The sequence below is a fragment of the Cohnella sp. GCM10020058 genome, assembly GCF_042683485.1.
Taxonomy (GTDB): Bacteria; Bacillota; Bacilli; order Paenibacillales; family Paenibacillaceae; genus Cohnella.
The window spans coordinates 1-13,627 of sequence record NZ_JBHUJV010000027.1; the positions used below are offsets into that span (position 1 = coordinate 1).

Genomic DNA, 13,627 nt, shown 5'->3' on the forward strand with positions numbered 1-13,627 from the left:
GATTGCCTCTTTAAAAGCGCGTCGAGTTTGGCAACATTCGCTTTGCGACGGGGTTTCGTAATGTGGAGGTAAACACGTTTCGTCATTGTGTCATTCGCATGACCTAGCTGGTTCATGACATCTTCTAGGAGCACTCCTGCTTCTGCAGACAGACTCGTAAATGTGTGGCGTAAGCAGTGAGGCGTGAGCCCTTCATAACCACAACTTTTCATCAATCGAGCAAACAGTTTCTCAAAAATTATGTGCGACAATTGCCTACCGGGGTGGTCTTTATGCCGGACGAAGATAAAGGTTGATTCGCTGTAAAAATCCTTACCGAGCCGCATTCGGAGCTCCGTCACATCTTTTATTTGCTCATCAATGATTAGGGCCACGCTTTCGCTAACGTCAACGATCCGCCTGGAGGCTTTATTCTTAGGCGTACCTAATTTAGCTTTTTCAGGTCCTCCATATGAGTCCAGCGTAGCTGTGACGCTTATAGTATTTTCGTGTCGGTTCCACTTTCTTCTTTCCAGCGCCATAAACTCCCCGATTCGCAAACCAGTGTATGCCAGGACAAAAACGGCTCGGTATAGTTGGCGTCTTTCAAAAGCGTCGTCTTCGTTATCGGCTTGCTCTGCTGACTCGCGTGCAAATCTTAAAACGTGGAGTAATTGCTCCCTTTCTAGATATTTAGGAAGTGGGTCGCTATCAAGATCGTCAAGTGTCTCTTGGTATTTCGGGAGATGGGCTCCTTGGGTAGGGTCTTTTCCTATTATTTCTCTACGAACAGCTTGGTTGAAAACGACACGCATTGACGCATGAGTACCTTTAACCGAACTTTCTGATAGCTCCTTTTCATCCCTCAGGTATAGTAAAAAATCTTCATATTCCGCGCGGGTGATATCCTTTAATTTTTTGCCTTTAAAATACTTCTTCGCATTGCCAAGCCTGGACAGTTGAGAACGATAGCCCTTATCCTTGATTTCACTCATATCGGCGTGAAGCTTAAGCCCAATACCCGCCCAATCAGAAAATAAGATATTATCCTCGTCGACATAAGTCCCTTTAACCAACTCCGCCTCGATGATCTTACCAGCGTCATAAGCTTCCTGGGCTGTCGCGTATTGGGGAGTTTCTTTTTGCTTACGATCTGGATTTCCATCTGCGTTGATGATCGGAATGCTATAACGATACGTATAACCTTTAGATCGTTTGCGAACTTTCGGGGGGAGTTTTTCTTCCCTCTTCTTTGCCATGTTCTTCCTCCTTAAAGAACATATGTTCTGTTTTTGTGTATAATAAACGGATGGGCATCCGGAAATCGCTGTTTTAAAGATCGATCGGATCAACCACCATAAGTGGGTCAAACATGATTAAATGTCCATCGTGAATAGCATGTAATCCATACAACTCTTGATACCGGGTTATAGTATCATCGACGAACTTTTCGGTGACTCCTAAAAATTGAGCTAGTTCGAATCTATTCCGAACTCCTGCACGATGCGCACTTATAAACGCACTTAACGGAATTAACCGGAGATACCCCCAGGTTCGAGCGTGTTTCTCTTGCTTTCTATTGAGCAGGATCGTCTGATCCGTAATATCGCCTACAGTTTTGTGATGGTGCCCAATTTCTTCAGCAAGAACGCAAGTCATTTTCACGACAGATTTCAACCGTTTGTCAATCCAAATGATGAAATCTGAATAAAGGCCGTGATCTCTGCCTTTCATCCTTACTTCGTAAACCTCGACCCCTAAGGCATGCGCCTCAATTAGAAGTTCCTCGTACAAGAAGTCTCACTCCTTGTTTTCTCGCTGCCGCTTGCGCATCCGTACAAATGCTTTAAACTGTTCAATTTCCTCGCGCTCTTCGTCGGTCCACTCATCCCCGTCATGGTGGGCAGCAATCGTACTGATCTCAGTTTTCTCGGCAGCCTCGCCCTCGGCCATCTCTTCGAGCTGTTCAACGGTAATACCAAGAGCTCTACATACTTTTATTACATTATCAATTGACGCTCTGCCAACACCTCTAACTAACATTGATTGCAAAGTGGTAGGGGGCAGGCCAATGCTTTCTGCAAATGCTCTCCTGCTGCCTGTCTCGTCAATCATACTAGCTAAGATTTTAGCCTTGCTATCCACTATCCTACACCCTTTCATGTACGCTTTTCCGTATACAAGCAAATAGTACACTACGATTATTCCCTTGTAAAGGAGAATTTAAACGCATTTGCGTAAAAATATGTCTAAAACCGCTTGACTGTGAACTCAATGGAGTTTATATTGATACTCACAACGAACGCAAATGCGTTCATCAAAGGAGGGTTGAGGAATGGCTTACGGAAACTTGCGGGCCGAAATGGCCCGGGAGGATGTCAGCATCACCGAGTTGGCGGTGTTTTTGGGCGTCAGATTCGGTACCGTGAGCGACAAATTAAATGGACGCTCCCGTTTCTTTGTGAATGAATCCATCAAGATCAAGAAGCGCTATTTTCCGGACAAACCGATTGAATACCTTTTTGACAATGGGGGTGGCGGAATTGAAGACATCGACAAGCAGTGAAACGTCGAGATACGCCGCCTCAGCCATCTATAGTCTTCTTGGTCTCCTGCCAGCCAATGAGGCTAACTCAGTGTTAGACGAGTTGAATGATCGCTACGGTCGCTCAAAAGAGACGCTAGATCTTCCCATGGTATACACCGCGGAGGATCTAGCAAAGCGATGGCGGTTGCATGTAAACACGGTTCGTCTACTAGCTGCAAATGACAAGAGGCTTGGCGCCTACAAAGAAGGTCGCAGTTGGTTGGTTCGGCAAGATTCGTTAGACGCCTATGAGCGAACAAAATCAGCTAGGGGAAAGGAGAAATGAAATGAATCAACCCCAAGTGTTCAACTTCCAAGATGCGAACGTTAGGATCGTCGAAAGAGATGGCGCTCCATGGTTTGTACTCAAGGATGTCTGCGAAGTGCTTGATATCGATCAAGTCGCCGGCATTAAGCGAAGGTTGGAGGATGATGTGATTTCAAATCACCCCATCCCGGACTCGCTCGGAAGAATTCAGCATGTAGTCATCATCAATGAGGACGGTCTATATGACGTCATTCTCGACAGCCGGAAGCCAGAAGCGCGGGCATTTCGCAAGTGGATAACGAGCGAAGTTTTGCCGTCCATTCGCCAAACCGGCTCCTACACGGCCAACAAGCCAAAATCACAAGCCGAGTTGTTGCTGATGTACGCCCAAGGCTTCGTGGATATGGAGCAGCGCATGACAAAGTTCGAGACGACGGTTACGGCCATTCAAGACACATTCCTGCAGCGCGATGAAGATTGGCGCAAGTCGATCAACCAAATGATCAATCAAGCCGCACGACGACTTGGACAACCATATCAGGATGTCCGCCGGGATAGTTACCGGCAACTCGAAGAGCGCGCCAGATGCAAGCTCGACCAGCGCTTACGCAATTTGACGGAACGCCTGCAGGACGCCGGCGCCACGAAAACGCAGATTCGGGATGCGAACAAGATGGACGTAATCGAAAGTGATCCGCGGCTCAAAGAGATTTATACAACGATCGTTAAGGAAAAGTCGATCGGCTCACTTCGAGTCGTTGGCGATTAACAGGAGGACAAGCCCATGCTCTACGGATTGAAACTGAGATTGAAAGAACTTTATAAATGCCGGACGACCTTGGCTAAGACCAATGCCAGCGTAGATGTCTTTATCGGAAATACGCCCATCGGGATTCCGGTAAGTGTTGTGTTGGAGGAAGTAGAGAAGGAGATCGAGGCATACGAGCGCATCATCAAGGAGGCAGAGGGCGAATGAAACTCGCGATAACTGAAACGTCGATTCGAGAAGACGCGAACCACATTTACAACGCATCCGGCGTTTACGACCGGGAGCATTACAAACAGGCAGATCCGATCGAATGGGAACCGCTGGCGCTTGTAATCACAAAAAAGATTCCGCTGCAGCTCGCCGGCAACGATCTCGGACATCGCATTATCGTACCGGTGCTGCCATGAGTACCTTTGCGGCGATGTGCGTCGGCGGAGGGATCGGTTCGGTAGTGAGAGCGACATTCGGATTTATGCTCGCTTCGATGTTTAAGGTCGGCGCTCAAGCAGATCGGCAGGCGGAGTTGGCAAAGGCTCGCCGGGATGATGTCGAAGAACTCGCAAATATCGTTGATAGGAGGGTGTAAACGTGGACGATCAAGATGAAATCTACGAAGGAAATTGGTTTGACGACGAGTTCCGATTTGACCCGTGCGTTTGGGATGCAGAACGAATCGAAGCTACCAAGAGAATCCTGTTCGCTGAGTTTCTGGATGAACAGATATAAAAAGCCCCTAGCGCGGGGTAGGAGCCGCGATAAGGGACACTAGGTAAACAACTTACCGCAACTTTAACACGAAAGGAGACGGCTGACAATGCCTATCCTTGACTCGGCACACAACGGCCGTCCGGATCCGCAGGACAAGCTTAACCCGCCTATGGCTGTTTGTGCCTGCGGATGCGGCCAAGAGATCTACCGTGATGATGACGAGATTTATATGCTCGATGGCTTTTTACTGGCGGATAAGGACTGCATTGTAAGGTACTCGGGCGCCGTCAGGATCTACTTATGGACCTGACCGCCTGCTGTAACGCCGCTGTCGTCCGCCGTTCCTTTGCCACATCTATCTTTACTGTCCTCATATGCGCCAAGTGTGGCGCTTTATATCCCCATACCAAGGAGGATTTACATGAACGCACTCCAGATCAACGACTTCAATCTACAACCCGAGAATGAGCGCTTTCAGGTCGAGACGATCGACCAGGCTAATTGGGCGCTCCGTAAACTCGCGGCAATAGAAGCAAAGCGCAAGGAAGTGAACGAACTCGCTGCGGCCGAGACGTTCCGCATCAAGTCGTGGCAAGATTCGGAGTTGTCCAAACTCAGCGGCGATGCTGTTCATCTCGAAACGCTGCTTTCTGAATTCGCTGTGCGGCAGCGCGAACTAGATCCGAAGTGGAAGAAAACCACCACGCCATACGGCGAAATTAAATTCCGCAAGCAACAGCCGAAATGGCATTACGACGATCCTACGCTCGTTGAGAGCCTTCGGATGGCCGGGCGCGACGATCTGATCCGGACCAAAGAAGAACCGAACAAGGTCGAACTCAAGAAGCTGCTCCAGGTATCGGGCAACCAGGTTGTCGATCCGCTATCTGGTTCGATTCTGGAAGGTATTGCAGTAGAAGAGCAACCGGACGCGGTAGTGGTTGAGGTGACGCCATGATTTTCTCCGAAACGAATTCCAAAATTTCTCCGGCGCTGGTCAAGTCGTGGGGAGAGATGGAGAGCCCCAAGCACAATACCAGTGTCAAGGTGACCACCAAAAATGGAGGCTCCTACACCTTTGAGTACACCGATCTCGGGGGAATCCTCGACGAGGCGAAACGTGTTTTGAAAGAGAACGGCATTTCAGTTATTCAAAGCGCTTCTACCGTAAAGATAGACAACCAACTGATCGTATCCGTTGAAACGCTTCTGCTTCATGAATCCGGCGAGTGGGTCAAGTCTGAGCCCCTGCAGGTATCGGCAGCGGTCGGAATCCAGGACATGGGCGGACAGATTACCTACATGAAGCGCTACAGCCTGTCGGCAATGCTAGGACTTTCCACAGAAAAGGACGATGACGCCAACGGCGCGGCAGGTAATACCTATGACCACCATAGCAGGCCGCCTGCTGCTCTCAAGGCTAAATACAAGCTCGGCAAGGGATCAATGGACGGTTTTGACGATTGGGTCAAAGAGCAGTCCGAAAAGGGCCGGAGCTTCTCGCAAATGGAATCCATTTTAAGCGACGGAATCAAGAAAAAGAAGGAGGCGGCCGAGAGTGCTCAATAGATCTATCCTGATCGGAAGGCTCACCAAGGATCCGGAGCTTAAATATACGCCGAATGGCATCGCAGTAGCTCAGTTCACTCTGGCGGTGGACAGGCCCACCTCGAGAGATCGAGAGAAAGAAACGGATTTCATTCCAATCGTTGTCTGGCGGCAGCAGGCAGAGGCATGCGCGAACTATCTTCGGAAGGGGCTCCTTGCCGCTGTAGAAGGGCGTATTCAGGTGCGCAACTACGAGAACAACGAAGGCCGCCGCGTCTACGTTACTGAGGTCCACGCGGACAATGTGCGGTTCCTGGAGCATCCCAACCGCGAGGAACAGGGCGGTCGTGTAATTGGAGGCCGGCAAGAAGATCCGTTTCATGATGATGGCAAGCCGATCGACATTTCCGATGACGATTTGCCGTTCTGAGGTTGCCTATGAACCTACAACAACATTTAAACGAGATTACGAGACTTCGCCGGGAGGCTGACAACCTCCCCGAAGACAATCCGTCGGGGCTGATGGAGAAGATTCGTTTGCTTGCAAAGTGCATGGTATTCGTAGGGCGTGTTTCCAGCGTCCTAGACGGCGATTACAAGCGCGTATATGCGGAGCGCAAGAGAACCTATGCCCAGGCTTATATGGCGGCTCCCAAGGCCAAGGACGCGCATGCAGAGCTTGCTGTCATTGAACTGCGCGAGAAAGAGGCTCAAGCATACGAGGACAGTCGGCGCTGGCGTAACGCATTGGACGGGATGACCGAAGAAATTCATTCGCTCAAGTTGAAAATGCGAATTGACTTTGCAGACGGAAACAACACGAGGTGATCATATGCCGATCGGAGATTACAACCCAGTACCGAAGCCGGCGGCTAAGAAGAAGGAGAGGACCGTGCAGAGCCGCCGAGGCGATATCGGTAAGTCGGCCGACAAGTTGCTCAAGGAACGTTCTGGCGGCGTTTGTGAACGCTGTGAGAAGGCGCTAGCTACTGAGAGGGCGCATCTAACCGGGCGCCCTCATATCGACCATAAAACAACCGTCTATGACCTCGCCCACTTATGTTCAGCATGTCATGACTGGTTAGACGAGACTCCAGACGGAATTCAAACGAAGCGTATGATCGCCAACATTTACGGCTCGGCGCTGGCGCATGAAAAGGAGGAACACCTTTGATCTCTTGGCAGGAGAAGGACATTGAAGACTACGTCTGTGAAAACTATCCGATTCTCTTTGATGAAGATCATGAATTCTTGGGGCGGCAGGTAGAAATAGGCGTCGGTATAATCGACGTTCTACTATTTGACAGATGCACTGGGGAATTAGTGGTCGTTGAGATAAAGAACAAACCCATATGTAACAATGCTTTGGCGCAAATAATGAGATACATCCCCGGTGTTGAGGATTATTACGCAGAGGAAAGAGACTTATTCAAATACATCAATGGTGTTCGAGGTGTTCTAATGGGGCCCAGCATCATCGATGAAACCGTTTCGTCGTTGCGCATGGTTCAAGACAGAATTAAATTTCATGAAATATTGGTCTCAATAGATATTGATCTTGATGAGAAAAACTACGAGCGAAACAAAGAATCCACCAACTTTCGCCCCACTAAATTCATCGGGATGCTATATTCCAAACTTAATGAAGTAGGCGTAATTAAACCATTTGACGGAGACGATCCCGAAGCAGGTGACTAAGTATGGACTACATGAAGGAGTTGAACTCATTTCGGAATTGGCTGCTCGTTAATCCACTTTCCACAGGTGAAATTGCGTTATGGCATACCTTGATATCCATAAACAATATGACCGGATGGATTGAGTGGTTTACTGCTCCCAACACGACAGTTCAACTGCTGACTGGTCTATCCAAGCAAGGTCTGGACAACTCCAGGAACAAGCTCATTCAAAAAGGACTAATCTCATACCGCAAGGGTAATAAGAACGCTGCCGGATATTACAAAATGGTCCCATTCGAGCGCATGGTCAAAAAAACAGCGCAAATAGTTGACCAGAGACTTGACCAAGAACTTGACCAGGGAGTTGACCATTCTAGGGACAGGGACTTGACTACTTTGGGGACAGAGAGTGGACCAGGAAGTAGACCATTATTAGACATAGACATAGACGAAGACAAAGACGAAACAAAGAAAGATAATATGCCCCCTCGATCCCCCCAAGGGGGAAGCACACGATTCAAGCCGCCAACTCTTGAAGAGGTTCAAGCTTACTGCCGGGAACGAAACAACGACGTTAATGCGATCAAGTGGTACAACTTCTACGCTGCCAAAGGCTGGATGATCGGCAAGAACAAAATGAAAGACTGGAAACGAGCGGTCATCACATGGGAGAGGAGCGAAAGCGATGCACAACATGGGGGACGCCCTCCGCGAGGCAGTGGAGAATATGACCTCCTCTCCCTCTGAGGACTATTACTGCCCGATCTGTAAGAACCTCGTACCCAAGAAAGTCGTGATGCTGCTCGGCAAGGAGAAGACGGTGCAACCGCGGTGTCCTTGTGAAGTCGCTGCCCACGAAAAAGAAGTTCAGGCGATGCAGGATCGCAAGACGCAGGCAGATATCGAACGGAAGTTTCAACTATCGGCGCTCGGCCAGCGGTTCCAGACATACACATTCGAAAACTTTGGGAACCGTCTGGGTAGCGAACGCGCAGTAGACATCGCTCGGAAGTATGCGCAGAAGTTCAATCCAGCAAATGGGCTTTCGCTTCTGATGTGGGGCGAGCCCGGAAACGGCAAAAGCCACTTGGCCGGTGCCATTTACCACTCGATCAAGGAACGTGGATTCATCACCGTTTTCCAGAGTATGCCGGAGTTGCTAGGACGGATCCGCAGCACCTTCCGGAGTCAGGCCAAGGAATCGGAGCACGAGATCATGAACGCGGTTCTCAAGTGCGACCTTTTGATCCTGGACGACATCGGCGCCGAGAAGATCAGCGATTGGGTGGTAGAAGTCCTCTTTCGAATCATTGACGGCAGATATCGCGATAAGAAGCCAGTCCTGTTCACTACCAACTTTACGCCGACAGAACTGCTTCACCGGTTCATGCCGGAGAATCCGACGGTCGAACAGGAGATCGGGGCCAAGCGAATCCATGATCGGATACTCGAAATGTCAGTCATCGTTGAGAACAAGTCGAGCAGCTACCGCAGAGAGGTTGCGAACGAACGGGCTCGGAGGCTCCTTGAGGAATGATGCGGCATGAAATTCTCCGCGAAATGGTCACAGTGGCCGAAGCGCTCGAACGACCGGGACTGACTTCCGAACAATCGAAAAGGGGATGGGCGCGCTATAACGATCTTGAAACAAAACTAGCCGCCCTAAACGCCGCCGAGAAGGCCGCGCCACCCAAGCCGCCACAAGAATACTCGGAAGATTCTGAAGAGTCTGAGAACGAACCACAGAGCGTGCCAGACGACCCCAGAGAACGCGCCGCCCAGTATGTTCGGAGAATACTCGCACCGGAGGCGAAGAAGCGAGGCAAAAAATGAACCGGTACCGACATAGCGAAGCATGGTCCATATGGGGCAGCTACGAATGGTTGCTGGCTGAAAAGCTTGAAGCCATTGACCACTTGGCCCGGCTCATGTACAGCGACCTTATGCAAACGAGCATGCGATCGGCGGATGCAAGAGCATTCATGCAAGAGATGTTCGCTGGACTCTGGGAGAGAGTGGCGGCCGAGCAAGAAGCCAAAGTGAACGGGAGGAAGGCTCAATGAGACTTGACCCGTACTTCCATACCGTCCGCAAGTTAACCATCATCGACAAAGGAAAAGTCATCGGTGAGGTGTTCACTCTCCCAAGCCAGATGACGGAAAAAGGTAGGCGATATTGGGATGACAAGATTGATATTGCCCGGCGTTCTGCCAAGCGTTAACCACATGTACATCAATGCACGTGTTAAGGGGCGCGTAATGCGTGTTCTAAGCGACGAGGCGAAAGCTTGGGAGAAAGACATCATCTATCACGCAAGAGCCTGGAAAGGGCGTACAGGCTGGTCAGAGCAAGAGAAAAAAACAATCGTGCGCTTGTGGTTCTTCTGGCCGGACCAACGAAGGAGAGACACGCACAACACGTTGAAGCTGCTGCTTGACGGTTTGGTGAAAGCCGGCATCTATACGGACGATAAACTCGCTTTGCCCCAGGTGATGGATTACGAGATTGATAGGCACCGCCCGCGAGTGGAAATCGAATTCGAGGTGACAGAACATGTTGACGCCGGATGAACTGGCTCTAATCAAGGCGGACATCAAGGCGGAGGTCATTAAGGAACTGACCGGCAACGACATTCGCACAGCGCAGGCAAATGATCGACCACTTGCCGGAGTGTACCAACGGTACAAGAAGCCGCTCTACGAAAAGTACGGCGTCGTCAAATGGGCGAAGACATGGGACGCAATCAGGATGCTTACCACCTTCAAGTTGGGACATCGGTACGTCCGGGATCTGCTCCCAAGCGAAGAAGAAAAAGCAGCCAAGTTTGCGGAAGGGCTACTGCTCATGATGGGTCTGGAAAAGCAGGACGGTGGCGCATGATGGCAACCCAATACAACGAACCAGGAGAGCAAGTCATCCTATGGCCTGAGATGGGCCCAACGGAGGCGGAGGAAGATGGATTGGAAGAAAGCGACGGATAGCGAGCTGCTAACGGTTATGGCGCACGACACGATGGCGAGAGCAAGCGACATCATCGGAGCGCGTGAAGAATACCTCGACCGGCATCCTCCTCCGCTGCCAAATGGTGTCCTGGAACAGAAAATAAAAAGGAGGCCGGCACGATGAGCATCCGCGATAGATGGCGCCCAGGCGGCGATAAATACGAAGCAATGAAAGCAGATGAAGAGTGGGAAAAGGCGCACGAAAATGACCTGCCGTTTGCCGACGAAGACGAACTGGAGGCGCCAGAATATGACGATGCTTAGGCCGGTTTACGTATACAGGCCGACGGATGAACAACTGGCGGCACAAGCTGCTGGCGAACTGAAAGTGGCGGATATGAATTTAGGAGAGCCCATCCGGATCGAGGATCCGCAAAGCCTGATCAATAAAATAACGGACGGTCCATACGCCAATCTGCCGAAGCCGAAACCCAAGCCAGAAGGCGAAAGCAGCCCCAAGAATTACTCCAACCGCGGCAAGGTCAATCCAGACAAGCTTACCAAGGAAAAGTACCTTGAGCTGCGCAAGGAAGAACGGTTAAGTCGTGACCAAATCTGCGAACGCTTCAACATAACGAGGAGCACATTGATCACCTACCTCGGACGCTGGGGCATACGTTCCAAAAAGCGCGACAAAGATCCGGTTTAAACCACCATACGAGAAAAGGATGAATCCATTGAAAAATTTCATGATAAAGAAACTCGCTCTCGCCCTTATGGTCATGGTAATCATTTTGTCCGCATGTACGACGGAGGCCGACACGGTTTCCGAAAATCTTTCGAAGGCCGCAGACTCTTTCGAAGTGCAGCGGAGAATCGTATTTTTCAACGGGATAACGGACAAGTACCTGCTTACGATCGAGGGGCTTTGCTCACTCGGCAACAATGACACCGAGGGCAGGCTGAGTGTTACCTGCAAAGTGGGAGATGGCCAGTACAAGAAGCACTTCCTTGGATTAAGCGATAATGTGAGCTTTCTAGTCGAGCAGACTGACGCCGTAACCACGGATCCGTACCACTACCGCATGGTTTTCCGCCCTGAAGCCATCATTCCTGACATCGATCTCCAGACAAGCAAGCAATCTAACCCCCAATAAAAGAGCGCTATAGCGCAGAGGAGATATAGAGGATATGGACTACGCGAAGTTTTTGCGAGATGTCGCAGAGGCCGGACGATTCAAGCACGATCAGAATCTGCACGACCGCAAGATCATTGTCCAAGTGGGAACGGAAGAAGTCGAAATTGAGCTCCTAGAAATTGATGGGTTGGGCAACATCTGCATCGTGATCGATGGATCTTGGATTTAACCCACCCCATCAACTCATCCATAAACAGAATCACATGGGAATCTGGAAGGGGCTTACGCAGGGGCGTAGGCAGCAAATCCAGATCATACCGGTAGGGAGGCGGACCGGTATACAGCCTAATCGGCCAAGCAGCCACCGACGATTGTGGTAGGCGCTTAAGCTTGGCCGGTCAAGGCTCATCAACTCATCCATAAAGGGAGATAGAGATATGCCAAAGTACAGCGTCTACGGATACATCAGGACTTCGAAATTCATCGGAGAGTTTGAAGCCGCAACCAAAGAGGAAGCTGAGCAAATGGCGTGGGACAGCGACGAGGCTTACGTTTCGGTATGCCATCACTGCGCACGCCAAGTGCAGGACCCAGAGATTATATCGATGGACGTCGAGGAAATTCCCGATTAAGGCCCACTAACCGCCAACACATCCAGCGTATCCCTAAAAGCTTGTACCTCCAAATCAATCAAATCACGCGGTACACGTCGGGCGGCGAGCCAAACAGCGAAACTAATCTCCATGTCGCCCGTACGATCGTTCTCGGCACAGAAAAGGTATGCAAGTTCACTCATTTAGCACCTCGGGAGGAATTTACTTTGGAGGTTTGCGACAAGCACAAGCAGCTGCACGAAAAAATAACAAGCAAATGCCCGTGGTGCGAGATTAAGAATCTCAATCAGCGCATTCGGGAGCAAGAAGAACTGCTGAAATGGTTCCGGGCTAGAGAGTCTGCTTCCAGTCAAGTATACAACCAAACGCATGTTCGCGGGAATGGGGGATAAGGATGGCATACTTGCAGATCACGGAACAAGCATCGGCAATCTGCCGGGAGAACTACGCAAAGAACTGCGGCGGCTGTCCGCTGCGCCCTGAGTGCGTAGCTCCGACCGGTCCCGGCACAGCCAACCTGAACAAGTGGATACAGGCCGTGAACGAGAAGGCGAGCACGCTGACGTTATTTTGACCTTGCAGCGAAGCTGCCTTCGAGTCGACCGAACTACCCAGCGCCAGCGGAGGCCGACCCAGGTCTAGATCATATAAGGGCTAATCCCTAAGGAGGCATATACGGATATGATCGTTCAACGAAAACAATTTTTCAACGCAACGGAATACGAGGTAAACGAGTTCTTGGCGAATATAGATGCTGAAAATATCGTCTCTACGCACTTCGATGTTCACGAATACGCAGACGGCGCAGGCGAGTGGACAACCATCTTCTACAAGGTAGAGGAGGCACCCCAATCATGACGGATACGGTAAACAAGCAGCGCCTGCTTGAATGGCTCGAATCGGAACTCAAAAATAAGGATTACGAAAGCCACGTGCTCGACACGTTGACGACAACTTATCTGCGTATCAAGTCCGGCAAGTTCGATTCCCCACCCACTACCCCGGTACAGGGATACCGGGAGGCGCTGGAGAGAGTTCGCAAAATAAACAAACTGCCTTATTGGTCGGATCGCGCTATGGAATTGGAGTTCTGGCAGGGAGAACTGGAGAGCCAAGCCCTCTCCCAGACGGACATACAGCCTAGCGGATGGATACCGGTCAGCATGGAGCCAGTGCCGGACGATGGATTGTACATCGTAACCGACGGATCGACTTCCACTTACGGGCATTGGTCGGCCGGGATCGGCACCATCACGTATTGGATGCCGCTGCCTCAGCCTCCCGGCATCAATAGCACAGAGGACGACCAGCGCGGGCCAAGTATCAGCTCGACGCGATTCATGCTGGATGGCCAATTATGCGGCGTTTGCAATGAGGGCGTACCTCTAGATCAT

The 13,627-nt window shown here is 50.5% G+C and carries 30 protein-coding genes and 1 pseudogene; 28 read left to right on the forward strand and 3 right to left on the reverse strand.

Annotated elements, in window-relative coordinates; all coding sequences use genetic code 11:
- The 3 genes and pseudogenes from ACFSR7_RS35735 to ACFSR7_RS35745 form a co-directional block, all read right to left on the reverse strand.
- On the reverse strand, positions 1 to 1,238 hold a 1,238-nt coding region (locus ACFSR7_RS35735), incomplete at its 3' end, for a tyrosine-type recombinase/integrase (protein ID WP_378169446.1).
- A 73-nt stretch (positions 1,239 to 1,311) separates the two neighbouring features.
- Positions 1,312 to 1,773: an ImmA/IrrE family metallo-endopeptidase gene (locus ACFSR7_RS35740; RefSeq protein ID WP_378169447.1), complete on the reverse strand. Its 462-nt coding sequence runs from the start codon at positions 1,771 to 1,773 to the stop codon at positions 1,312 to 1,314.
- 144 nt (positions 1,774 to 1,917) lie between these two features.
- Positions 1,918 to 2,142, reverse strand: a pseudogene (locus ACFSR7_RS35745) (helix-turn-helix domain-containing protein); the annotation flags it as partial.
- 172 nt (positions 2,143 to 2,314) lie between these two features.
- On the opposite strand from ACFSR7_RS35745, the gene ACFSR7_RS35750 reads away from it, so the two are divergent.
- The 28 genes from ACFSR7_RS35750 to ACFSR7_RS35885 all read left to right on the forward strand — a co-directional run.
- A complete protein-coding gene (locus ACFSR7_RS35750; RefSeq protein WP_378169448.1) occupies positions 2,315 to 2,545 on the forward strand; it encodes a hypothetical protein in 231 nt (76 codons plus the stop codon).
- A 127-nt stretch (positions 2,546 to 2,672) separates the two neighbouring features.
- Positions 2,673 to 2,852, forward strand: coding sequence for a helix-turn-helix domain-containing protein (locus ACFSR7_RS35755; RefSeq protein WP_378169490.1), 180 nt, complete (start codon positions 2,673 to 2,675; stop codon positions 2,850 to 2,852).
- A 1-nt stretch (position 2,853) separates the two neighbouring features.
- Positions 2,854 to 3,603 carry a BRO-N domain-containing protein gene (locus ACFSR7_RS35760; protein ID WP_378169450.1) on the forward strand — a complete coding sequence of 250 codons (750 nt, stop codon included), beginning with the start codon at positions 2,854 to 2,856 and terminating at the stop codon, positions 3,601 to 3,603.
- Positions 3,604 to 3,618: 15 nt separating this feature from the next.
- A complete protein-coding gene (locus ACFSR7_RS35765; protein ID WP_378169451.1) occupies positions 3,619 to 3,810 on the forward strand; it encodes a hypothetical protein in 192 nt (63 codons plus the stop codon).
- Complete coding sequence (locus ACFSR7_RS35770; RefSeq protein ID WP_378169453.1) at positions 3,807 to 4,010, forward strand: hypothetical protein; 204 nt, start codon at positions 3,807 to 3,809, stop codon at positions 4,008 to 4,010. The genes ACFSR7_RS35765 and ACFSR7_RS35770 overlap by 4 nt, the downstream gene beginning before the upstream one ends.
- A gap of 181 nt (positions 4,011 to 4,191) precedes the next feature.
- Positions 4,192 to 4,329: a hypothetical protein gene (locus ACFSR7_RS35775; protein WP_378169454.1), complete on the forward strand. Its 138-nt coding sequence runs from the start codon at positions 4,192 to 4,194 to the stop codon at positions 4,327 to 4,329.
- Between the two features lie 403 nt (positions 4,330 to 4,732).
- On the forward strand, positions 4,733 to 5,269 hold the full coding sequence (locus ACFSR7_RS35780; protein ID WP_378169455.1) for a host-nuclease inhibitor Gam family protein: 537 nt from the start codon (positions 4,733 to 4,735) through the stop codon (positions 5,267 to 5,269).
- Positions 5,266 to 5,880 carry an ERF family protein gene (locus tag ACFSR7_RS35785; protein ID WP_378169457.1) on the forward strand — a complete coding sequence of 205 codons (615 nt, stop codon included), beginning with the start codon at positions 5,266 to 5,268 and terminating at the stop codon, positions 5,878 to 5,880. The genes ACFSR7_RS35780 and ACFSR7_RS35785 overlap by 4 nt, the downstream gene beginning before the upstream one ends.
- Positions 5,870 to 6,289 (forward strand): single-stranded DNA-binding protein, encoded by a 420-nt coding sequence (gene ssb / locus ACFSR7_RS35790; protein WP_378169458.1) that lies wholly within the window; start codon positions 5,870 to 5,872, stop codon positions 6,287 to 6,289. Before ACFSR7_RS35785 ends, ssb begins: the two co-directional genes overlap by 11 nt.
- Positions 6,290 to 6,297: 8 nt before the next feature.
- Complete coding sequence (locus ACFSR7_RS35795; RefSeq protein ID WP_378169460.1) at positions 6,298 to 6,687, forward strand: hypothetical protein; 390 nt, start codon at positions 6,298 to 6,300, stop codon at positions 6,685 to 6,687.
- Between the two features lie 4 nt (positions 6,688 to 6,691).
- A complete protein-coding gene (locus ACFSR7_RS35800; protein WP_378169462.1) occupies positions 6,692 to 7,033 on the forward strand; it encodes a hypothetical protein in 342 nt (113 codons plus the stop codon).
- Positions 7,030 to 7,557, forward strand: a complete 528-nt coding sequence (locus ACFSR7_RS35805; RefSeq protein ID WP_378169463.1) for an endonuclease NucS domain-containing protein — start codon at positions 7,030 to 7,032, stop codon at positions 7,555 to 7,557. The genes ACFSR7_RS35800 and ACFSR7_RS35805 overlap by 4 nt, the downstream gene beginning before the upstream one ends.
- A 2-nt stretch (positions 7,558 to 7,559) precedes the next feature.
- Positions 7,560 to 8,285, forward strand: a complete 726-nt coding sequence (locus tag ACFSR7_RS35810) for a hypothetical protein (RefSeq protein ID WP_378169465.1) — start codon at positions 7,560 to 7,562, stop codon at positions 8,283 to 8,285.
- Positions 8,224 to 9,075, forward strand: a complete 852-nt coding sequence (locus ACFSR7_RS35815) for an ATP-binding protein (RefSeq protein WP_378169467.1) — start codon at positions 8,224 to 8,226, stop codon at positions 9,073 to 9,075. Before ACFSR7_RS35810 ends, ACFSR7_RS35815 begins: the two co-directional genes overlap by 62 nt.
- Complete coding sequence (locus ACFSR7_RS35820) at positions 9,072 to 9,371, forward strand: hypothetical protein (RefSeq protein ID WP_378169469.1); 300 nt, start codon at positions 9,072 to 9,074, stop codon at positions 9,369 to 9,371. Before ACFSR7_RS35815 ends, ACFSR7_RS35820 begins: the two co-directional genes overlap by 4 nt.
- A complete protein-coding gene (locus ACFSR7_RS35825; protein ID WP_378169470.1) occupies positions 9,368 to 9,601 on the forward strand; it encodes a hypothetical protein in 234 nt (77 codons plus the stop codon). The genes ACFSR7_RS35820 and ACFSR7_RS35825 overlap by 4 nt, the downstream gene beginning before the upstream one ends.
- Positions 9,598 to 9,759 (forward strand): hypothetical protein, encoded by a 162-nt coding sequence (locus ACFSR7_RS35830; protein WP_378169471.1) that lies wholly within the window; start codon positions 9,598 to 9,600, stop codon positions 9,757 to 9,759. Before ACFSR7_RS35825 ends, ACFSR7_RS35830 begins: the two co-directional genes overlap by 4 nt.
- 4 nt (positions 9,760 to 9,763) lie before the next feature.
- On the forward strand, positions 9,764 to 10,108 hold the full coding sequence (locus ACFSR7_RS35835; RefSeq protein ID WP_378169472.1) for a RusA family crossover junction endodeoxyribonuclease: 345 nt from the start codon (positions 9,764 to 9,766) through the stop codon (positions 10,106 to 10,108).
- Positions 10,092 to 10,418: a hypothetical protein gene (locus tag ACFSR7_RS35840; RefSeq protein ID WP_378169473.1), complete on the forward strand. Its 327-nt coding sequence runs from the start codon at positions 10,092 to 10,094 to the stop codon at positions 10,416 to 10,418. Before ACFSR7_RS35835 ends, ACFSR7_RS35840 begins: the two co-directional genes overlap by 17 nt.
- A 75-nt stretch (positions 10,419 to 10,493) precedes the next feature.
- Positions 10,494 to 10,664 (forward strand): hypothetical protein, encoded by a 171-nt coding sequence (locus tag ACFSR7_RS35845; protein ID WP_378169474.1) that lies wholly within the window; start codon positions 10,494 to 10,496, stop codon positions 10,662 to 10,664.
- Positions 10,661 to 10,804 carry a hypothetical protein gene (locus ACFSR7_RS35850; protein ID WP_378169476.1) on the forward strand — a complete coding sequence of 48 codons (144 nt, stop codon included), beginning with the start codon at positions 10,661 to 10,663 and terminating at the stop codon, positions 10,802 to 10,804. The genes ACFSR7_RS35845 and ACFSR7_RS35850 overlap by 4 nt, the downstream gene beginning before the upstream one ends.
- A complete protein-coding gene (locus ACFSR7_RS35855) occupies positions 10,791 to 11,189 on the forward strand; it encodes a hypothetical protein (protein ID WP_378169478.1) in 399 nt (132 codons plus the stop codon). The genes ACFSR7_RS35850 and ACFSR7_RS35855 overlap by 14 nt, the downstream gene beginning before the upstream one ends.
- 40 nt (positions 11,190 to 11,229) lie before the next feature.
- On the forward strand, positions 11,230 to 11,637 hold the full coding sequence (locus tag ACFSR7_RS35860) for a beta-sandwich lipoprotein (RefSeq protein WP_483862657.1): 408 nt from the start codon (positions 11,230 to 11,232) through the stop codon (positions 11,635 to 11,637).
- A 34-nt stretch (positions 11,638 to 11,671) separates the two neighbouring features.
- Positions 11,672 to 11,848 (forward strand): hypothetical protein, encoded by a 177-nt coding sequence (locus tag ACFSR7_RS35865; protein ID WP_378169482.1) that lies wholly within the window; start codon positions 11,672 to 11,674, stop codon positions 11,846 to 11,848.
- Positions 11,849 to 12,056: 208 nt separating this feature from the next.
- Complete coding sequence (locus ACFSR7_RS35870; RefSeq protein ID WP_378169483.1) at positions 12,057 to 12,251, forward strand: hypothetical protein; 195 nt, start codon at positions 12,057 to 12,059, stop codon at positions 12,249 to 12,251.
- 376 nt (positions 12,252 to 12,627) lie between these two features.
- Positions 12,628 to 12,807: a hypothetical protein gene (locus tag ACFSR7_RS35875; RefSeq protein ID WP_378169485.1), complete on the forward strand. Its 180-nt coding sequence runs from the start codon at positions 12,628 to 12,630 to the stop codon at positions 12,805 to 12,807.
- A 107-nt stretch (positions 12,808 to 12,914) separates the two neighbouring features.
- Entirely contained in the window at positions 12,915 to 13,091 is a 177-nt protein-coding gene (locus tag ACFSR7_RS35880) for a hypothetical protein (RefSeq protein ID WP_378169486.1), read from the forward strand.
- Positions 13,088 to 13,627: PhoX family protein (locus ACFSR7_RS35885; protein ID WP_378169488.1), on the forward strand; the 540-nt coding region annotated here is incomplete at its 3' end. The genes ACFSR7_RS35880 and ACFSR7_RS35885, both read left to right, overlap by 4 nt.